This window comes from Cutibacterium sp., assembly GCF_030525615.1.
Classification (GTDB): Bacteria; Actinomycetota; Actinomycetes; order Propionibacteriales; family Propionibacteriaceae; genus Cutibacterium.
This window is the reverse complement of the sequence record NZ_JAUNEJ010000001.1, coordinates 500,330-520,156: the sequence shown is the minus strand read 5'-3', so window position 1 is coordinate 520,156 and position 19,827 is coordinate 500,330. Positions and strand designations below refer to the sequence as shown.

Genomic DNA, 19,827 nt, shown 5'->3' with positions numbered 1-19,827 from the left:
CGTTGAAGTCGCCTAATGGAAGGGGACCATCGGTGAGCACAAAAGACGTTTCTGACGGCCAGTTCGACGAGGACACCGGACTCAACCTCTTCGATGACACCGCCAGCGCGGCCGGAAGTTTCACCCATGCGATGTGGGGTTACGACCGCACCAGCGTCGACAACTATGTCCGGGAGATCGAACAACAGGTTTCAACTCTCAAACAACTCACCCGGCACCTACGCGGGCAAGTCTCTCAGGCCCAGGCTGAAGCCACTCAGAGCGACTTCAAGCGTCTGGGCGTTCACGCCACCGAAATCCTCACCGCTGCCGAAGCACAGGCCAAGGAGATCGTCGCCAACGCCGGCAACGAAGCCGAGCGAATCAAGGAGGAGGGCCGCCGGGTCGCTGCTGATATGCGTGCTGCTGCCCAGACCGAGGCCGACGACATTCGCGTTGCCGGGCTGGCTAATCAACGTGAGCTGCGTGACCAGGCTGCCAAGGATTCCCGAGCCGCCGTCGAGCAGGCGCGGCTACAAGCCCGAACCATCGTCGAACAGGCCGGGACCCATGCCGAGGCCATCGTTACCGAGGCCCGTACCAAGGCGTCGGTCATTGACCAAAACGCCCGCGCCCAGGTTGCGCAGATGATTGAGAAAGCCCAGTCCGAGGCTGCTGAAATCACTCAGTCCGCCCGCCATGAGGCTGCCGAGATTACCCAGAAGGCCCGGGAGGAGACCGCAGCCATTACCGCAGAGGCTCACACCAGCCACGACCAGGCCATGGCCAAGATCAATGAGCTGCTCAAACAGGCCAAGGCGCATCAGGAAGCCAGCAGCGAAGCCGTGGCCAAGAGCACCGAAGAGGCAGACTCCATCCGTCAAAGCGCACTCGAGGAGGCTGAGTCCACTCGCAACCAGGCCGCCCGCGACGCGGAGAACCGCATTGCCACGGCTCACCGTCAGGCAGCCATGATGAAGGAACGCCTGGAAGAGCAATACGCCTGGCGCAAGGAGCAGTTGGAACGCGAGACCGCTGCTCTACTTCAGCGCAAGAAGACCGTCATCGCCCAGCTCAGCAACCTCAAGGCACTGGCAGCTGAAGCCGAAAACGATTATCCAGATACTGATCCATTCGCTGAGCAATCGGAATCTGATGGCACCGAGAGCGCTACCGTCATCATCAATCCGGCTCACAAGACCAACACCAATCCCCCGACCGTCAACGATCAGGCCACTCAGGTGCTTCCAGCAGTTCGCGATGACGGGGCCAAGAACGGCGAGAGACACAATGGGGCTACCGCTGCTCAACAGCCTGGTTCTGATGACACGGAATCAGATAACACTGAGTCCGATGATGAAAGGACCCAGATTCTCGACGTCAAGTCCCAAAGCTGAGAGGTACGTTCCCGGAGTGTCGATGGTCCTCGGCCATCTGATCGAGGACCACACCTTTCAGCTGAAACCGGCAATGACCTGAACTCAGAACAACCGGTCTTCCGGGTGGTCCATGCCACGTAGGGCGTCATAGTCTACGGTGACGCACTCGATTCCGCGATCGGCGGCCAGAGTGCGCGCCTGCGGCTTGATCTTCTGAGCCGCGAATACTCCCCTCACCCGATCACCCAGCAGGTGGTCACGGTTCATCAGGTCGAGATAGCGGGTGAGCTGCTCTACCCCGTCGATCTCGCCGCGCCTTTTGACCTCGACGGCCACGTACACACCTTCGGCGTCACGACATAACAAGTCCACTGGACCAATAGGGGTCATGTACTCGCGTCGAACCAAGGACCAGCCTTCTCCGAAGGTGTCCGGATTCTCGGCAAGTAGCTGCTGAAGATGGGCCTCCACTCCATCCTTCTGCAAGCCAGGATCAACCCCCAGCTCTTCAGTCACGTCAAGAATCTTCGTACCCAGCAAGATTTGCAGGTGGTCTCCGGTAGGAGCGTCAACCTCCCAAACCTCCTCGATGTCGGCGTCAACACCAACAGCAGGCTCGTCAGATCGGCAAGGACGGATAGTCAAGGTACACGGGGAACTCATCCAGTTCAGCGGTTTGTATGCCCGATCGTCGGCATGGACACTTACCGAATTGTCTGACTTGACGACGATGAGCCGTTTCGCCCACGGCAGATGAGCGGTGAGACGGCCGGTGTAGTCGACCTGGCATGGGGCAATGACAAGGCGCACAATGTCGGACTCTACTGCACCGCTATCTCGAACCTCTAAAGCCTCATAGTTGTTGTCACCATCGTCGCCGCCGACCCCAGGTGCGGCACAATGGACCATATGGGTCGTCATCATGGTTCACGCAAGTGGCAGCGTCGGCCTCGACCCCTCAATGCGGCCAGTCATCCACATTCTGAACACAAGAGGGACGGTCAACACGTGGTACGCATGGTGCCTGCCGACCGTGCTCTTAAGGTTTACACGTGTCCTGGGTGTCTCCATCCCATCCAGCCGGGGACCCCACATGTCGTTGCCTGGCCGCACGAACCGTCGATGTTCTCTATGTCTCCGGTCGAGGAACGTCGTCACTGGCATACCGGGTGTTGGAGGTCGCGTCCATGAATGAGCTTCACCTGACCATCCTTGGTAACGGCGAACAGGACGTCTACTGGTGCCACGGGGTTTTCGGGCAGGGAAAGAACTTCACCCGAGTAGCTAAAGATCTCCTCGCCACCGATCCTGACGCCTACCGGTGCATCCTGGTCGACCTGCCCAACCATGGCCGTTCGCCGTGGACCCAGGAATTGTCATATCCCGCTATGGCCGAATCCCTCGCTGAGACGGTGACGACGACCAGCGGGGATCGCCCGGTACATCTGCTAGGTCATTCGATGGGTGGCAAGGTCGTCATGCGAACAGTGTTGGACTATCCGAGCCTGGCTCACAGCCTCACTGTTGTCGACATGGCGCCGGTAAGTTCTCCTCTCACCCGGTTGGCCCCCCTTGTCCACGCCATGAAGTCGGTAGATCTGAGCGGTCTGACCACCCGCAAACAGGCTGAAGAACAGATGTCCGACGAGGTTCCTTCCCCGACGATCCGCCAGTTTCTGTTGCAGAACTTACGCCATGAGACCGGTGAGAACGATCACTGGTACTGGCAAATGAACCTTGACCTGTTGGGAAACGGGCTGTCTGACATTGGCTCCTGGCCGCCAGTCAACGCAACCTGGGATGGACCGGTGTTGTGGATAACTGCCGAGGATTCTGCTTACGTTGGCCCAGATCATTCCCAGGCCATGCATGAGTTCTTTCCCCAGGTGAACCGGATTCGAGTAAAAAACTCTGGTCATTGGGTGCATTCGGACCAACCCGGAGTTTTCGTACAGGTCCTGGCTGCTTTTCTATCGCGCCACCGGAAAGGCTCAGCTTTCTGCTGAGACTCAGCCCATCACCACCGAACCGATACGGGTATCGACTTTGGGAGAACTCCCGTCTCCAGCGACCCCCTCATCAGCGATGTCAGAGATACTGTCGACGCCCTCGCGATCAATACTGCCGATGACGAGGAAGGAATCCGGCAGTGTGGAATCCCCGTAGACCAAGGCGAATTGCGATCCGAGACGGTGGTGGGAATCTGCCACCAAAACTAGAGTTCCCGCGCCGATTGATCCTCCGGTCTTGGCCCCCTTATCAACCGGATAGGAGTAACCAGGACCACCGTTACCGGTACCGGAGGGATCGCCGCACTGCAGGTACTTCGTGGCTCCGGTCGACAGCTTGTGACACGAGGTGTCGTTGTAAAACCCTTGCTCAGCCAGAGACACGAAGGAGTTCGCGGCACATGGGGCGGGGGCGCGATCTACTGTCAGCACCACCGGCGCATCATTGATCGTCAACGTCACGGTTGTCGATCCTGTTCTCTCGATCTGATCGGATCGAGGCATGTCAACCGGGCGAGCTGCTTTGCCGGTCACGGCGTAACCACACGGGCCACTGGCTGCCGCTGGGGTCGGTGTGGCAGCCGTCGTCGAAACAGGACCGGAAGCCTGCTTGTTTTCCGCAGCCTTGTTGTCTGAGGGCTTGACTTCCAGGGCGCTGGCAGGTTGGCTCGCCGCTGAGGGAGAAGCCGTCCACCAACGATCGGCGGAATCGCTGACCCCGGGCACTTCTCCGCCGGTTTGTGAACATGCTGCAAGCAGGGACAAGCCCGCGACGGCGGCAGCGCTGGCGGCCCGGCGCGTCATCCTCATGTAGTCCGTCCTTCTGTCGGTTGGCAACGCGGTCAGGCTACCCACCCTTGAGACGGAATAGAGTGAGGACTCACAGAGTTATACCAACTTGGGATTGCTCGGAAAGGAGGACGCCCATGGATCAGCAGAACGAGCGCTTCAGCTGGCATCCCGGAATCGTGGGTCCCGATCAGGAGGTGTCCGCCCTCATCACCCTGGTACAGTCTTTCGGTGACACCGGACGGGTACAAGCACGGGTACGCGACGCGATCTTCTCACAGCTCCCCCACCACGAGCTTGGTGAATTCGATATTGACTTCCTGCTAGATCATCGCGATTCCCGTCAGCCCATCATCTTTGATACGGACCATTTCGAGGGTTATGAACGTCCTCGTCTGGTCCTTCACGAGGTCACAGATCAACTCGGACAAGCCTTCCTGCTCCTCGACGGACCTGAACCGGCTCTAGGTTGGGAGTCCTTGGTGTCGTCGTTGACGAACCTCGTGGACTCCATAGGTATCCGTCTGACGGTCATCACTGATTCGATTCCGGTTCCGACCCCTCATACTCGGCCCGCCATGGTCACCCGATGGGCGTCACGTCCTGAACTCATTCTGGGATCTACCTCGCCGTTCGGCCGCATTCAGATGCCAGCGTCCTTCCCGGTTGTCTTGGGGCAACAGTTGGGTGACACCAACCACGCCGTCATCGGTCTGGCATCCCATGTGCCCCACTACTTGGCTGACCTCGACTACCCGGAATCATCCCGGGCCCTGGTTGAGGCTCTGCGTGGCGCAACTGGTCTGGCACTACCCATCAATGTTCTGGCGATGGCCGCCAAGACTGTCCGCGCCGAGATCGACGCCCAAGTCGACAAGTCCGAGGAACTCAAGGCCATGCTTCGAGCACTCGAGGAACAGTACGACTCGCGGATCGCCCAGCGCGAACTCGGGACCACTGAGGTCACCATTCCTGACGCTGACGACATCGGTGCCGAAATCGAGGATTACCTGCGCTCCATCGACGACATGGACGACCACAAGGACGATTCCGGCCCCGATAGCAATCCGTCTGGCCCGCGACATGGTAACGACGGTGACTCTGACGACGATACGAGCGACTACCGTCCCCGTCGCGGAGGAGAGCCAGACGAATAGTGTCGGTACCCAGCCATAGACTTGCGACCATGGATCTGGGAATCGACTTGGGTACCACCTACACTGCAGTGGCTGCTGTTGACAACGGAAACCACCCCCTGCTGCCTTTCTTCGACACCGAAGGCGATTCACACGACCACCTTCCTAGCGTGACCGCAGTCGTCGATGGATCCCTCGTTCACGGCTTTGAGGCCCGCCGGGCAATGGCTGATGGGGCTCCCGGTGTGCGCTCGGTGAAGCGGCTTTTGGCAGCCCCTGGTGCTGGCCCGTCAACCCGGGTACACATCGGGGAGATGGAAATCTCATTGGTCGATCTGTGGGCCGACTTCTTACGCCACGTCATCTCGTGCACAGACGTCCCTGGCCCCCACCGCGCTGTCCTCGGCGTCCCAGCTCACGCTCACACCGGGCAACGTCTGGTAACGATGGACGCTGCACGTCAGGCCGGTATTGAGGTACTCGGCCTTGTCAATGAGCCTTCCGCAGCAGGGCTGGAATTCGCCCTGCGTCAGGCTCGCAATCTCAATTCCAAACGCACCCGGGTCATCATCTATGACCTCGGCGGGGGCACCTTCGACGCGTCCTTGGTCAACATGGCCAGCCAGAGTCCTGAGGTTCTCGACTCGGTTGGGCTCAATGATCTCGGCGGAGACGATTTCGACGAGGTGCTGGCCGATCTGGCCGCCCGTCATCTTGACAAGACGTCTGTTGATCGCGATGAACTCGTCGAGTCATGCCGGGTCGCCAAGGAGGCTCTGCGTCCTCAGTCGCGCAACCTCCTGGTGGACCTCGACTCGACGACCCTGCGCATTCCGGTCTCCGAGGTGGCTGAAGTGTGCCAGCCACTGGTTGATCGCACCATCGAGACCATGGAGCCGCTGTCTTCGCTGCTCAACAACGCCGACTCAGATGTTGCCGGTATCCACCTGGTCGGAGGCGCCACCTCCCTGCCGATCGTTCCCCGCCGTCTACGCGAACTCTTCGGGCGACGAGTCCACCGCTCTCCCAACCCAACGTCTGCCACCGCGATCGGTCTGGCCATCGCCGCAGACGCGGACACGTTAGGTATTCGTGACCGTCTCTCCCGTGGTTTTGGGGTGTTTCGTGAGACCGAATCCGGAAAAGGCATCGGCTTTGACGTCCTCACCGACCAGAGCACTCGGCTCTCGGGGACAACAACTATCACGCGAACCTACCGCTGCCGTCACAATATTGGTGTCTTCCGCTTCGTGGAGTTCTCCCGAACTGACACTAATGGTGAACCAGTAGGAGATCTCGTTCCCTTCGCCACGGTCGTCTTCCCCTTCGATGAGGCCCTGCAACACTGCGACACCCAGCTCGACGCTGACCAGGTTGACGTCCACGAGGTCGACAACGGTCACCTCATTGAAGAGCTCTACACGATCTTCGAAACCGGTATGGTCACAGCAACCATCACCGATGTCGACACTGGGTGGTCGACTGCCGTCACTATGGGCCGCCCCACTACGACAAACACTGGTACGACAAGCAACGGTACGACACCCACTGGTATGGCAAGCACCAGCATGGTGCGTCGATGAGCCAGTCCGACAAGCCATCGTCAATACGACAGCTGCTGCACAGACTAGTCACGATTCGCCCGGCTCCAGGTCGAAACAAGCAGGCGGTCATCATCATCACTCCGATAGCAGTGTCTTTGGTGACGATGGCGCTCATCACCAACCCGACCCATGCAACCATGGGAATGTTGGGTGCCATGGGCGCGCTGGCAGGCAACACCAACGCTCCGCTGTCACGCGCTCGAATCCTGATAGGCGTGGGAATAGCGACGGTCTTGTCCCAGTATCTCGGCCTGTTGTCCATGAGGGTGGAGTGGTTCATGCCGCTCATCCTGGCTGCGTGGAGCCTCGTCATTATCTGGACTTGGCACGCTCTGCAGCTAGGTCCGCCGGGGCCCCTCAACATCCTCTTTGCCGGGGCGTTTGGTGCCTACATGGCCAGTCATGGGTGGTCCATCACAACAATCTTCACCTCGACCGGCCCATCTTTCCTCATCGCTGCCGTGGTGTCGATGATGATCTCCTTCATCTCGCCCCACCGGCCGGTACGGATCGCCGTCGAGAAGGCCGAGACAGCCGTCAACAATTATTGCGAGCCCGATGAGGACGCCGACAGCCACGACATCGCCCGGTTACGCTCGGCCGCACATGCTGCCATCCATCAGGCCTGGTGGGCTTACAACGACGGTCACTCATCCGGGGCTGACAATCCATCGGAGAAGTCCGAGCTGTCCGAACTGAGAGCCCGCCTGGTCACCGCCCATATGCGGTTGGAACACAAGCTGCGGTTGGAAGCGTTTCCGTCCGCCGATATGTCACTTCCAGACCATCTGGACCGGACCCCGCTGGGACGGCCGAAAACCAGTTACCTCCTCCGAACCGCGCTGGAGCGTGGCTCCCGACCGACCATGCTGGCACTTCGAGCAGCCACCGGCGTCTTCTTCGCTGCCTTGCTCATCATCCTGCTGCCCTCCAGCCATCCCTACTGGGCCATCCTCAGCGTGCTGATTCTCATGCACATGGACGCCACCCGATCCGATATGACTATCAAGGCACTTCACCGTGTACTCGGGACAAGCATTGGTCTGGCGCTCTATCTGGCTGTGGCGGCCTTGGGACCGTCAGGATGGGTCCAAATTGGCTTGATTATCATCTTCCTGTGGGTCATGCAGGCCCTAGTCACCCGCAATTACGGCATTGCCTGTATCTTCATCACCTGCTTCGCACTGCTCATGACCCCGCTCACCCAACCCGATGAGATGTACCAGCTGGCCCGGGACAGAATCCTTGAGACGGTCGTCGGTCTGGCCGTGGGGATCATCACGATTCACGTCGTTGGCCGAAGGGCACCTGTGCTGCTTGTACGCAGTCAATACCGTCGCACGTTGCGCTCGATGATGCCTGTATTGAGATCACTGGCAGATGGGCGTACCAGCACCCCAGAAGCCCAGGTGGAACGCAATCAGATGGTTCACGAGCTGGTCCGTGGATCTGCTCTACTCTCGGCCACCCGACCAGACGCGCCACAAGCTTTGCAGGACTGGTCCAAGGTTGACCGCACCGTCACCGAAACCGGTTATGACCTGCTCGCGGTGTGCTGGCACACGATCGACAAACCGGTACCATGGGTTCACCGGGTGCTGGCCGATATCGCCATCTTTATCACCGGACTGCCCCCGATCTCCAGCCATAACCTCGATGCGCATAACGTCGCCAAGGAGATGGAGAGAATCCGCCTCGACATGATTAGCTCCATCCCAGGAGTCTCGTGAACGAATACACCGTCCTATCAGCCCCAGCCGTAGCTGAACTCGACATCAAACGCTCGATCTTCCGAACCCGACTAGTCCGCGTCGAGACCGAGGAACAGGCTCGCGAGATCATTGCTCAAGCCAGACGAGAGGGCCACGACGCCCGCCACCACGTGTCCGCCTTCGTCCTTGGACCCGATCGTCACTCTCAGCGCTGCAGCGATGACGGCGAACCTGCTGGAACAGCTGGAATACCGACCTTGAATGCCCTGACAGCGTCACACACCGGCAATGAGTCTCGCCTTTCTGACGTGGTTGCAGTCACGAGTCGCTGGTTCGGCGGGATCAAGCTCGGAGCTGGCGGGCTGACCCGCGCCTATGGCAACGCGGTGACCAACGCTCTGGACTCGGCAAAGCTGCATAAACGGGTCCTCATGGACATTTTCACGACTCGCCTCGACCTACGCCAGGCAGGCCGCGAAGAAGGTGTCATCCGTGCTGCCGGACACCAGGTCACGTCGGTCGATTACACGCCAGAGGGGGCCATCCTTACGCTGGCGTGTCGAACCGGGCAAGCCGACCATATGGCAGTCGTGCTGGCCGAACTGCTCGGCCGTACCGTGGATCTGACCCCAAGCACGCAGCGATGGGTTGACCTCACGCATTGAGACGGCAAAGTCTGCGAACTGCGATGATGTCCTAGGCTGACGGGGTGCACACATCTCAGCCGCGCACCGTGGCGGTCATCCACAACTCGGTAAAGAGTGCCAACAATCCCCAGTGGCGCGCTCTCATTGAGAGTAAATGTCAGGAGCATGTGGGAGTTACTCCATATTTCCTTGCCACCACCGATGATGACTTCGGCCAGGGTTTGGCCGAGCAGGCAGCCAATGACGGAGCCGATCTCGTCTTGGCTTTGGGCGGCGACGGGACGATTCGTCAGGTAGCGGCTGGTCTGGCAGGTACCGGAGTCCCGATGGGAATCTTGGGCATGGGGACGGGCAACCTGTTGGCTCGCAATCTCGGCTTGCCCCACACCGATCTAGGCGCTTCCCTCGATGCCGCGCTGACTCGCCCCGTGCGAGCCATCGACCTCGGTTACGTCCGTTTCGACGAGTCCGAGGAAATATGCTTCACCGTCATCATTGGCATGGGCATGGATGCTCAAACGATGGCCGGCACCGATGACCGTCTGAAAGACAAGATCGGCTGGCTGGCTTATGTGGCCTCAGGAGCCCAGACCCTCATTCAGCGTGGATTCCAGGCTCGTGTCAGCGTCAATGGTCGTAAACCGGTGGTCACAAGGGCTCGCACGGTGTTGGTGTGTAACTGCTCCGTCCTGCCCGGTGGGGTCGACCTCGTACCCGACGGTCGCATCGATGACGGCAACCTAGATGTGCTCACCCTGTCTCCCCACGGGATCGTCGGGTGGGTCGCCGTTTTCAACCACTTCGTCACCCGGCACCGCCACGGACACCGTCTCGTGCGTCACGCCACCTCGCGAACAGCGCTGGTGAAGTCCGGTTCCGGGCCGATCCTTGCCGAGGTTGATGGTGATCCGGTGGGCAAGGTAATGACGATGAGGACACGGGTGGCCCCCGGTGCCCTGCTGGTGCGAGCCTGACAGCAGCCGATCAAGCCCGAGCCAAGGCGTGAGCAAAGTCGCGTCCGCGATGAGCGGCGTCATTGAGAAAGGCCGGGAAGTCGGAGACAGCCTCACCGTCAGCGGAATCGGACAGGATTCGAACGACGGCGAAAGGCACCCCGAGGTGGCTGGCAGCCTGCGCCAGGGCTGCCCCCTCCATCTCGACCGCGCTGGCGTTGAAGGTCGTGCGTAACCACGCGACCTTCTCGGCCTGAGCAATGAACTGATCCCCACTGACGATGGTGCCGGCCACAACCTGGTGGCCGCGTGGCTCCTCCAAAGATCGCAGGGTCTGAAAGACCTTGGCGAAAAGCTGCGGATCTGGCTTCCAGAACGCCGGCTCCCCGGGGACGGTGCCAATGGGGTCTCCAAAGGCTGTGTCGTCGGCGTCGTGTTGCTGGAATTTGTCCCCGACAACGACGTCACCAATTCCCAGACCGGGAGCCACGGCACCAGCAACACCGGTAAACACAATGCTGGTAGCACCAGCTTGGACCATGGCCGAGGCCGCCAGAGCTGCATTCACCTTGCCAATACCGCACTTGGCCAGCACTACCGCTGTTGCGTCCAAGTGGCCGCGCAGCAGTTCGCACGGACCATCCACTTCGACAACACCGTCAAGGTCCTCACGAATAAGGCGAACCTCATCCTCCATTGCCCCCATCAGGCCAAGCACGTCAAACCCTTCGTCAGTCAGCTATCACAATTCCAGGAACCGATCACTCGAAGGGGGTCGGATCACCGGCCCCGCGGCGCGTAATAACTGCCTCCCCCGAGGTGAAATCAACCACCGTCGTCGGTTCGATACCACAGTCACCAGAATCAATAACGGCATCCAGATAGTCACCGATGGTGTCCTGGACCTGCCACCCGTCAGTCATGGGGTCCTCTTGTCCCGGCAGAATAAGGGTCGACGACACAATGGGTTCATCGAGAGTCTGCAACAGCGACAAGGCCGTCACGTGCTGGGGCACCCTGACACCCACAGTTTTCTTGCGTGGATGCAACATGACCTTCGGCACGTCTCGGGTTGCCTTGAGGATAAAGGTGTATCGCCCGGGAACTGCCGCTTTGACAGCTCGGAACACCCAGTTATCCATCTGAACGTACTGGCCGACGTGGGCGAACTCGCTCATCACCATGGTGAAATGGTGCTTGTCAGACAACTCACGAAGCTTGCGTATCCGGTCCAGAGCGTCCTTGTTTCCCAGTCGTGCCCCGAATGCGTAACCAGAATCGGTCGGGTATGCAATCAGCCCGCCGTCGCGCAGGATATCGACGACCTGATTGAGGGAGCGCTGCTGCGGATTCTCCGGGTGCACCGGGAAGTACGTGGACACCCTGCCATCGTATCGCCGCAGCGGCACCGCGTAGCAGTTAGCGAGGAACCAAGGTGCATAATTCGTGAGCCTGCCCATGAACCTCCGTCACACCGATAAGCGACAGCAGGCGAGTTGGTCTCGTAACTTCAGTTGCGACACTGACGGCGTCTCCCCTGACCTCAATCACCAGCTGACTCATTCTCTCGGCTCCAGCGCTTCGGGCCGACTCTTGCGCAGCCTGGCGAGCGAGACCCGAACCATCCTGTCCCACCAGTTGAGCAGCTGATCCCGCCTCACATCCAGCCCGAGCTGCCTCTGCCGCCACAGTGTGCGCTATACGAGCTGCTCTCGCTTGTTCTGCCCCGTCCACAGCCACTCCGGCAGCAATAAGAAGGACCGGAAGCACGATGGTGACGACGACGGACAAGCTCACGCCGCGCTCTCTGTGTCGGCGAGAAGTGCCCGTCGCTGTGACGCTGACCAGAGGCAATAACCCAAGACGCGATAACCCATGACTCGTCATGCTCACAGACCAGCACGACTTTGTGCTTGCTGAAAAGGGTTGACTTTTAGTCCCCTGGTGTGTCGTCTCGACTCGTGCCATAGGCTTAATAGCGTCATCGCACGTCGAATGAAAGGTTCCCCATGACCGTCAAGAAAGTCGCCCTCCTCACCGCTGGTGGATTTGCACCTTGCCTGTCCACGGCAATCAGTGGTTTGATCCAGCGCTACACCGAGGTCGCCCCCGAAGTCGAGATCATCGCCTACAAGCATGGCTACGAGGGCCTGCTCAAGGGAGACTTCCTCGAGGTCACTGATACGGTTCGCAAGAATGCCGAAATTCTCAAGCGTTTCGGTGGTTCCCCGATCGGCAACTCCCGCGTCAAGCTCACCAACGCAGCTGACCTGGTCAAGCGAGGTCTCGTTGACGAGGGTGACGATCCCCTCAAGGTTGCCGCCGATCGTCTGGTCGCCGACGGAGTAGACGTCCTGCACACCATCGGAGGTGACGACACCAACACCACCGCCGCTGATCTGGCCGCCTACCTGGCCGAACACGACTACGGATTGACCGTCGTCGGTCTGCCCAAGACCATCGACAACGACGTCATCCCGATCCGCCAGTCTCTTGGTGCCTGGACCGCCGCCGAGCAAGGCTCCCGCTTCGCCCAGAACATCGTTGGTGAACACAATTCGGGTTCTCGTATGCTCATCGTCCACGAAGTCATGGGACGTAACTGTGGCTGGCTGACCGCTGCGACGGCTGCCAAGTACCGCGAATGGCTGGATAGCCAGCAGTGGCTGCCCGAAATCGGCCTGTCCAAGGAAGCCTGGGACGTCCACGCCGTCTACGTCCCGGAGGCCCACATCGACCTCGAGGCTGAGGCTGCACGACTCAATAAAGTCATGGACGAAATCGGTAACGTCACCATCTTCCTGTCCGAAGGTGCTGGTCTCGACGCCATCATCGAGGAGATGGAAAAGGCCGGACAAGAGGTTCCGCGAGATCCCTTTGGCCACGTCAAACTCGACAAAGTCAACCCGGGTGCCTGGTTCGGCAAGCAGTTCGCCGAGAAGCTGGGTGCCGAGAAGGTCATGGTCCAGAAGTCGGGTTATTTCTCTCGTTCGGCTGCGTCCAATGAGGCCGACCTTGAACTCATCGGTCGCTGCACCGATCTGGCCGTCGACTGCGCTCTCGCCGGCAAACCCGGCGTCATCGGCCAGGACGAGGAGAATGGCGACGAACTCACCAACATCGCCTTCGACCGCATTAAGGGCGGCAAGCCCTTCGACACCAAGACGGATTGGTTCGTCACGATGCTCGACGAAATCGGCCAGGCCCACTGAGGTGAGTGCAGTAATCATCCTTTGATTCACGAAGGGTGGGAGCGAACAACGTCTCGCCCCCACCCTTCGACCAGTTCAGCCCTGACGTCTACCCAGGAAGAAGGCACCCACGGCCAGACCAGCCGTCACAACGAAGTGAATGGTCCGCTGAATAATCCTGGTATCCCGCTGTGGCTCCGGTGCCCGATGGACGACTCCCGGAAGCTGAGTGTTTTGGTGGCCGGTCAAGGTCGCTGACATCAAATCAGCAACGCCTCTGGCAGGAGTCCCCTCTTCATCATCGACCTGCCGAGGGGCACCCTCGACGACCCGGTACCTGCCGACCTGCTGAGGGACCTCCTTACCGTCCTTTTCGTCCTTCTCGGCCTGCTTGCGGGCACGGTCGACCAAAGCGGCTTCCCAGTGCCCGTCAACAGTCCTGCAGTCGTCACTGCCGAGCAGAGGTTCATCACAGGCGTTCCACTCCTTGGCAACCGCTGGCTGGTTGGCAGTCGCGATCCACGACGCGATGAAGAGAATCAAGCGAGCAACGAGGTCGAAAACCAGCATGATGATGATGACCGACCCGAAAGCCTGCACAGCCTTGTTGGAGCTGAATGCCTGAACAAGATATCCAGCACCAACCTGCAGGAGAGCCAGAGCTAAACCTGCAACCACAGACCCCTTCAGAATCGGACGCCACACCGGCTTGCCATGCGGCATAACGGTGTACAAGAAAATGAAGAGCAACCAACCGGAAATCGTCGTGGCCAGCAGACCTGCCAAAGTCAGCAACAGGCCATGACCAGGAACGGTGTCGAGACCAGTCCACCTGGCCAGCAGACCGGCCATCGAGGAGCCAACCTGGGATGTGATGATCGTCAGCAGGCTCACCAGAAGCAGCCCCAGGAATGCCAACATATCGGACAGCTTGGCGCGCAAAAACCCACGGTCATCGGCCACCATGTCAAAGTCGGGAGCCCATTCCGCCTGAATTCCTTTACGGATATTTCCGACCCAGCCGATTCCAGCCCACAGCGCGGTGAGGATGGAGACGATGAAAGCCCAAATCGATCCGCCGACCTTCATCGCGTTCTCGATAATGCCGCGAATGTGATCCTTGTCGGCCTGCTGCGTAGCCAAATCCACGACTGAATCAACCACCTGGTTGAGCAGATACGGACTCAACCGGCTCAGAACCAATCCCAGCATGGCAAACGCGAATGCGATGACCGGGACAATCGCCAACATCGTGAAATAGGTGATCGACGCAGCGAAATGGTTGCCGAGGCGTCGGGTAAACCGGGTGTGGGCTCGCAGCAGATGAGCGATGCCGGGCCGCTTCATGATCGCGGCGATCGTGTCCTTCACAAGGGGCCTCCTCATCGCGAATCATTCCATGGAAGACACCCTCGCTGCACACCTAACGACCACGCACATCAGGAATTCCGGGGACAACCTCCCCTCAATTCCCCGCCAGTTCAGGAGGCGTGCTTGGCGATTCTTCTGGCAGTGAACTCGTCGAGCTGCTCGTCGTCAGTCGGGTTGAGACGCTCGCTCGGTAGCTCAGCGAGACTTCCCTGGACGTCTCGCCAGACTCCTCCCAGAGCAATGGCGAACATTCCCTGACCGCCATGCAACAGATCAATGACCTCATTGTCGCTCGTGCACTCGTAGACGGATACTCCGTCGCTCATCAGGGTGACCCGAGAGAGGTCCTCGACGCCATTGCTGCGCAGATGGTCAATGGCAACCCGGATCTGCTGCAAGGAGACACCGGCATCGAGCAGACGTTTGACGACCTTGAGCATGAGGATGTCACGGAAGGAATACAGCCGCTGACTACCCGAACCGCGCGCAGCTCGAATCTCCGGACGAACCAACCCAGTTCGGGCCCAGTAGTCGAGCTGACGATACGTTATGCCAGCTGCGCCGGACGCGACAGGCCCTCGGAATCCGATGTCATCTGGCATGGGAGCGAAGTCACCCTCGAAGAGGGCGTCTTGGCCACGACGCGCGGGGCCGCTGAGGGGAGTTTCAACACTCGACTGCTCATCGGCCGTTGCCATCTCGTCACCCTTCACCAGTTCTGTTCACGGTCTTAGCGGCGGAGTCTGATTGCCCCGTCGAACGCCCTCGACGCTACGGCGCGAGCCTCGATCGCGCTCCCAGCCACGCCGAGAGCTTCGCAGCGCCCTCACACTTCAGCTACGAAAACTCGATTGACTAGGGGTCTTACCTTGGTCTCAAGGTTAACCAGAGGTCGAGGGTCCAGGTCCGAAGTCGTCCGGGCTGACTTCATCGAGGAAGTGTCGGAACTCCTCTACAGCGTCTTCCGGGCCAGCGTCAAGAAGAATTCCAGCCGAGGAGATAACCTCGTCGGTACACCAGATCGGTACCGGAAGACGCAGGGCCAGAGCGACCAAGTCTGAGGGCCGAGCATCAATCCTCATCTCCCCCAGCACCAACTCGCCATACCAGATACCGTCTTCAACCTTTGTGATGATGCACTGTGGTTCCTCCTCACACAGCACCGCAATCACCCGCGCAAGTAGGTCATGGGTGTAAGGCCGAATCGGCTCCTTCTCCTCGAGGGCATCGGTGATGGCCAACTTCTCTGGCTCTGCGATCCACAACGCAAGATGACGGCGACCCTCGACCTCACGCAACAGCAGCACCGCCGCCCCGGAAACAGGCTCGGTCCGGATCTCGGCAACCTCGAGCAAGACCATACGGCCAGCCTAGCGCGGGCAGTGCGTCGATCCGTTGGTCCAACAACACTGAAGGATCAGTACCTAGTTGGCAGACCAATGCTCCAACATGTCGTAGACCATTGCCGTATGGGCGTGCATCATCACCTTGGTCGTCTCGGCAGCGATCTTGGAAGCCTGCTCGGGGTGACGAGCATGAGGGATGAGGGCCTGCTCGATGAGACCGGCCTCATGCTCAGCGGCCTGCCGAATGGCACGCATATGACGGGTATCCATGCCATAGACAGAAAGCCGTCGGGCTGCAACACAGATAACAAGAGCCTCCTGCCCAAAATATGAGGTTCCTCTCTTGGGACGCACCAGCTGGTGACGCTCTAGCTCGATGAGCAAGGCCTCAGTGATACCCGAGGCCCGGATCAGCTCACGCCGATTCATCTTGATGGGGCCACGAGTCTGGACGATTCCCGGACCTGTCGGAGCCTTCGGAGCCGATGTCCCCTCGCTCTCGGTCGGCAACGGCGGTGCTTCGGCCACCGGAGGCTCTTCGCCCCGGTCCATCATCTCCAGATGATCGCGAATGACACGCAGCGGCTGAAAATGATCACGCTGACACGTCAAGATGTACCGCAATCTCTCGACGTCAGAGTCAGAGTACTTACGGTATCCCGACGGTGCCCTTTCAGGGGACAGCAGGCCCTCAGACTCTAGGAATCGGATCTTGGAAATGCTCAGATCGGGGAAATCCGGTTTGAGAGTCTTCATCACCTGCCCGATAGTGCGGACAGATCGTGACATCAGACGCGACCAGCCCCGCTGCCAGCAGACGCTGTTCCACCGGTGTGGTACGTCATTCGGAACTTACCAATTTGCACCTCGTCACCATCTCGCAGCACCGCAGAACCATCGACCAGAGTGCGGTTGACGTAGGTGCCGTTGAGACTGCCTTGGTCCTCAATAATCATGCGGCCATCAGGCTGACGAATGAACTTCACATGGTGGCGAGAAACCGTAATGTCATCGAGAAAGATGTCGGAGCGGGTGGATCGTCCGGCGGTCGTCTCATCCTGATCGAGCAGGAACTGCGCGCCAAGGTTCGGTCCGCGTCGTACCACCAGCATGGCGTTCTCAGCCGGCAAGGAGGCGATGTCCTGCAACACATCAGCAGGCAGATCGAGATTAGGAGAGGTCTCCTCAACCGCCGATGAATCGGTAATGGCCGGAATGACACCGGTGTTATCCCCAGGAGTGTCGATGGGCACTCCAAGCCGAGTCCCGCACCGGGAGCAGAAGTTTGCGCCATCTTCATTGACGTGGCCGCACATGGGGCACTTATTCATGTTCGCGTCCTCGCTCTCGGGGTCTCGGGAATAGCCATTTTAGGGGTCACTCCCCCATGCTCGCGAAGTATTCGTCCGGGTCAAGCAACTTGTCGAGCTCTTCGGGGTCGGACAATCTCATATCAAAGAGCCATCCGTCACCCCACGGGTCTGCCTCAAGCACGTCGACGTCAACTGACTCGTTGACCAAGACAACCTCCCCAGCGACCGGAGAAACAAGCTCCCAGCTACGAGACGAGAATTCCAGACTGCCGCACATATCCCCAGCAACGACCTCCTGTCCGTCGTCGGGAAGGGACACCGACTCCACCGGCCCAAACTGGTCAAGGAGGAGCGCCGTGACTCCGACGCGCACCCTGTCACCATTACCGGGTCTAATCCACAGGTGGTCCGAGGTGCACAGCACATCATCGGGAATCTCGGTCATCGTCACCTCCATGACACGGCCGACGGAAATCCTCGTATTGGCAGACTACCGCTCTCAGCGCCTCAATGCCTGGGTCATCTCACCGGTGTGGCGTGGGTCATCGCGCGCGGATGGGCAACCGCCGAAATGGTGAGGTCCTGCGAGGTCGTGATCTCGACAGACGCTCCCACCTTGTCTGACTCCATCTGAGAGACCAAACCGCCTCGAAAACGCGCCCCTTCCTGCAAGGCATGAGGCTCCCCGATAACAGTCAGAGTATAAGGGCGGCTGATCGTTGTTTCACTGACCTGTAGGCCGTCGGGACTGGCGGCAAACCACGTGTTGGCAACGATCCGAACTGTGTTATTGAGAACCATGGCTTCAGCTCCAGCGTCGCGCATCTCCTCAACAGCGTCGAGCATCATGTCTGAAGTCACTTTCTCATCCGGGTCGTCGATGGTGATCGTGATTCCAGGGCCATGAACTGGCACCGTACCGGCCAAAACCTGTGCCCCGGCCAGTTGGTCCTGAGCCTCCTGCTGCGCGACCTTGCGTGAATTCGCTCCCGACTGAAGTTCCCTCATCGTGGCACGCAGATCAGCGATTTCGGAATCCAGCTGACGGGACGATTCCGAGAGGGTGTCCAGCATGGTCACCAAATCCGCTCTGCTCATGGTGGAGTAAGCGTCCTGGTTGTGGTGGGAACGCACCTGGGTGACGACCATGAATGAACACAGACACAAGATAACGGCAACGACGATTTGCCCGGTCGACACCGAGGTCAGATCCTTGCCAATTTTGCGCCAGTGCCGCTTGGTCCGCACTCTCGGGTCGTGGTGCTCAGGCATGAAGCACCTCGCGCCGAATAGCAGCGGCATTGGTGAAAATCCGGATCCCGAGCACGACGACGACCGCAGTCGACAACTGCGAACCCACACCAATCTGGTCACCCACCCAGACGATGAGGGCCGCAATGGCGACATTCGAGAGGAAGGAGACGACGAAGACGCGATCGGAGAAAGTGTGGGCCAAATAGGCGCGCACCGCCCCGAAAATGGCGTCAAGGGCAGCGACGATCATAATCGGCAGGTACGGCTGCAGGCCGGGAGGCAGAGTCGGGTTCACCAGGATGCCGATAATGATTCCTACGACCAAACCGATCAGCGCAATCATGGGTGTCCTTCCTGTCTGCCGACGCCGTTCATCGTCTCACCGTCATCGGTGCGGGCTCGCATGACTCACCGACGCTTTCGACCCCGGCACCGAAACCCGATCCATCGTGGCCACCGTATAGGTAATCGATGAATTATCCCTCAGATAGGCCATCCAACGACCTCCAGAGGTGTCAGCCAGTTTCGCCGGGATTGTCTGAGGAGAACCAATAACCTCAATGATGTAAGGCTGAGAAAGAGAAACGTAGTCGACGGTAATTGCTGATCCAGCCGATCGGATCGCTGTGCGTGGCCCAATCCGGTGACCGTTGATGGCCACAGCTTCTGCTCCGGATTGCCACAACGCGTTGACAAGTTTACGCAGGTCGGCGTCACCGAGTTCATCCTCCGGAGCAGCATCGGTGTCGTTGAGGACGACCTTTACCCCTGGGCCCGTCATCGGAATCATCGCGGAGTCCTGACCCGCTTTGTCGTCAATGGGTGTCGAAGCAGCAGCTTTCATAGCGTCCACTGAGGCCCGCAACTTGGCCAACTCACCATGTTGAGCTGATTCATGGGCCTGAGCTGATTGCACATGGGACACCAAATTCTTACGTTCTCGCGCATCCAGTGGTGCCCGGGCAGCTGTTGAGCGCCATGCGATCCCAATGAGCACTCCGGTAACAAGCAAGATGACGACGGAGGCAACCCCGATGGGACGCCGTTTCCTGCTGGCAGGATGGCGGTCCTGATACTCCTGATATCCCTGGTCCAAAGCCTGGGAACGGACCTCCCGCAGCAGATCCATCGACGCGTCAGGGCG

At 59.5% G+C, this 19,827-nt stretch carries 23 protein-coding genes; 9 read left to right on the top strand and 14 right to left on the bottom strand.

Annotated features, from left to right (window positions below):
• Positions 1–32: 32 nt before the first annotated feature.
• Positions 33–1,376 carry a DivIVA domain-containing protein gene (locus Q4B98_RS02400; protein WP_303195161.1) on the top strand — a complete coding sequence of 448 codons (1,344 nt, stop codon included), beginning with the start codon at positions 33–35 and terminating at the stop codon, positions 1,374–1,376.
• 84 nt (positions 1,377–1,460) lie between these two features.
• Here Q4B98_RS02400 and nucS read toward each other — a convergent pair whose 3' ends face one another.
• Entirely contained in the window at positions 1,461–2,168 is a 708-nt protein-coding gene (nucS, locus tag Q4B98_RS02395) for an endonuclease NucS (RefSeq protein WP_303195623.1), read from the bottom strand.
• A gap of 90 nt (positions 2,169–2,258) precedes the next feature.
• Between nucS and Q4B98_RS02390 the strand changes: the two genes are divergently transcribed.
• Together Q4B98_RS02390 and Q4B98_RS02385 are read left to right on the top strand one after the other, a co-directional pair.
• Complete coding sequence (locus Q4B98_RS02390; protein WP_303195160.1) at positions 2,259–2,549, top strand: hypothetical protein; 291 nt, start codon at positions 2,259–2,261, stop codon at positions 2,547–2,549.
• Positions 2,546–3,364, top strand: coding sequence for an alpha/beta fold hydrolase (locus tag Q4B98_RS02385; protein WP_303195158.1), 819 nt, complete (start codon positions 2,546–2,548; stop codon positions 3,362–3,364). Before Q4B98_RS02390 ends, Q4B98_RS02385 begins: the two co-directional genes overlap by 4 nt.
• A 3-nt stretch (positions 3,365–3,367) precedes the next feature.
• On the opposite strand, the gene Q4B98_RS02380 is transcribed toward Q4B98_RS02385, so the two are convergent.
• On the bottom strand, positions 3,368–3,871 hold the full coding sequence (locus Q4B98_RS02380) for a peptidylprolyl isomerase (protein ID WP_303195622.1): 504 nt from the start codon (positions 3,869–3,871) through the stop codon (positions 3,368–3,370).
• Between the two features lie 422 nt (positions 3,872–4,293).
• Here Q4B98_RS02380 and Q4B98_RS02375 point away from each other — a divergent pair, with 422 nt between their 5' ends.
• Genes Q4B98_RS02375 through Q4B98_RS02355 form a run of 5 tightly spaced genes read left to right on the top strand, consistent with a single transcriptional unit; the run spans position 4,294 to position 10,229 of the window.
• A complete protein-coding gene (locus Q4B98_RS02375; protein ID WP_303195156.1) occupies positions 4,294–5,313 on the top strand; it encodes a PAC2 family protein in 1,020 nt (339 codons plus the stop codon).
• Between the two features lie 29 nt (positions 5,314–5,342).
• Positions 5,343–6,875, top strand: coding sequence for an Hsp70 family protein (locus tag Q4B98_RS02370; RefSeq protein WP_303195154.1), 1,533 nt, complete (start codon positions 5,343–5,345; stop codon positions 6,873–6,875).
• Positions 6,872–8,626 (top strand): FUSC family protein, encoded by a 1,755-nt coding sequence (locus tag Q4B98_RS02365; RefSeq protein WP_303195152.1) that lies wholly within the window; start codon positions 6,872–6,874, stop codon positions 8,624–8,626. Before Q4B98_RS02370 ends, Q4B98_RS02365 begins: the two co-directional genes overlap by 4 nt.
• On the top strand, positions 8,623–9,273 hold the full coding sequence (locus Q4B98_RS02360) for a YigZ family protein (RefSeq protein WP_303195150.1): 651 nt from the start codon (positions 8,623–8,625) through the stop codon (positions 9,271–9,273). The genes Q4B98_RS02365 and Q4B98_RS02360 overlap by 4 nt, the downstream gene beginning before the upstream one ends.
• A gap of 44 nt (positions 9,274–9,317) precedes the next feature.
• Positions 9,318–10,229 (top strand): diacylglycerol kinase family protein, encoded by a 912-nt coding sequence (locus tag Q4B98_RS02355; protein ID WP_303195148.1) that lies wholly within the window; start codon positions 9,318–9,320, stop codon positions 10,227–10,229.
• Positions 10,230–10,239: 10 nt separating this feature from the next.
• On the opposite strand, the gene Q4B98_RS02350 is transcribed toward Q4B98_RS02355, so the two are convergent.
• The 3 genes from Q4B98_RS02350 to Q4B98_RS02340 are packed head-to-tail and all read right to left on the bottom strand — an operon-like array spanning position 10,240 to position 11,948.
• Positions 10,240–10,914, bottom strand: a complete 675-nt coding sequence (locus tag Q4B98_RS02350) for a 5'-methylthioadenosine/adenosylhomocysteine nucleosidase (protein WP_303195620.1) — start codon at positions 10,912–10,914, stop codon at positions 10,240–10,242.
• A gap of 55 nt (positions 10,915–10,969) precedes the next feature.
• Entirely contained in the window at positions 10,970–11,590 is a 621-nt protein-coding gene (locus Q4B98_RS02345; RefSeq protein ID WP_303195146.1) for an L-threonylcarbamoyladenylate synthase, read from the bottom strand.
• Positions 11,591–11,627: 37 nt separating this feature from the next.
• On the bottom strand, positions 11,628–11,948 hold the full coding sequence (locus Q4B98_RS02340; protein ID WP_303195618.1) for a hypothetical protein: 321 nt from the start codon (positions 11,946–11,948) through the stop codon (positions 11,628–11,630).
• A gap of 269 nt (positions 11,949–12,217) precedes the next feature.
• Here Q4B98_RS02340 and Q4B98_RS02335 point away from each other — a divergent pair, with 269 nt between their 5' ends.
• Positions 12,218–13,420: a pyrophosphate--fructose-6-phosphate 1-phosphotransferase gene (locus Q4B98_RS02335; RefSeq protein ID WP_303195144.1), complete on the top strand. Its 1,203-nt coding sequence runs from the start codon at positions 12,218–12,220 to the stop codon at positions 13,418–13,420.
• 75 nt (positions 13,421–13,495) lie between these two features.
• On the opposite strand, the gene Q4B98_RS02330 is transcribed toward Q4B98_RS02335, so the two are convergent.
• The 9 genes from Q4B98_RS02330 to Q4B98_RS02290 all read right to left on the bottom strand — a co-directional run bounded on the left by Q4B98_RS02330 (position 13,496) and on the right by Q4B98_RS02290 (position 19,812).
• Complete coding sequence (locus Q4B98_RS02330) at positions 13,496–14,746, bottom strand: YhjD/YihY/BrkB family envelope integrity protein (protein ID WP_303195617.1); 1,251 nt, start codon at positions 14,744–14,746, stop codon at positions 13,496–13,498.
• Between the two features lie 134 nt (positions 14,747–14,880).
• Positions 14,881–15,468, bottom strand: a complete 588-nt coding sequence (locus tag Q4B98_RS02325) for a MerR family transcriptional regulator (protein WP_303195142.1) — start codon at positions 15,466–15,468, stop codon at positions 14,881–14,883.
• Positions 15,469–15,651: 183 nt separating this feature from the next.
• Positions 15,652–16,131: a bifunctional nuclease family protein gene (locus tag Q4B98_RS02320; RefSeq protein WP_303195140.1), complete on the bottom strand. Its 480-nt coding sequence runs from the start codon at positions 16,129–16,131 to the stop codon at positions 15,652–15,654.
• 63 nt (positions 16,132–16,194) lie between these two features.
• On the bottom strand, positions 16,195–16,905 hold the full coding sequence (locus tag Q4B98_RS02315; RefSeq protein ID WP_303195139.1) for a MerR family transcriptional regulator: 711 nt from the start codon (positions 16,903–16,905) through the stop codon (positions 16,195–16,197).
• A complete protein-coding gene (locus Q4B98_RS02310; RefSeq protein ID WP_303195137.1) occupies positions 16,905–17,447 on the bottom strand; it encodes an FHA domain-containing protein in 543 nt (180 codons plus the stop codon). Before Q4B98_RS02310 ends, Q4B98_RS02315 begins: the two co-directional genes overlap by 1 nt.
• Positions 17,448–17,493: 46 nt before the next feature.
• Positions 17,494–17,886, bottom strand: a complete 393-nt coding sequence (locus Q4B98_RS02305; protein WP_303195135.1) for a glycine cleavage system protein H — start codon at positions 17,884–17,886, stop codon at positions 17,494–17,496.
• A 62-nt stretch (positions 17,887–17,948) separates the two neighbouring features.
• Positions 17,949–18,701, bottom strand: a complete 753-nt coding sequence (locus Q4B98_RS02300; protein ID WP_303195134.1) for a DUF881 domain-containing protein — start codon at positions 18,699–18,701, stop codon at positions 17,949–17,951.
• Complete coding sequence (locus Q4B98_RS02295) at positions 18,694–19,026, bottom strand: small basic family protein (RefSeq protein ID WP_303195133.1); 333 nt, start codon at positions 19,024–19,026, stop codon at positions 18,694–18,696. The genes Q4B98_RS02300 and Q4B98_RS02295 overlap by 8 nt, the downstream gene beginning before the upstream one ends.
• A 42-nt stretch (positions 19,027–19,068) precedes the next feature.
• The gene (locus tag Q4B98_RS02290; protein ID WP_303195615.1) at positions 19,069–19,812 is read right to left on the bottom strand and encodes a DUF881 domain-containing protein; all 744 of its coding nucleotides are present in this window, start codon (positions 19,810–19,812) and stop codon (positions 19,069–19,071) included.
• Positions 19,813–19,827: the final 15 nt, after the last annotated feature.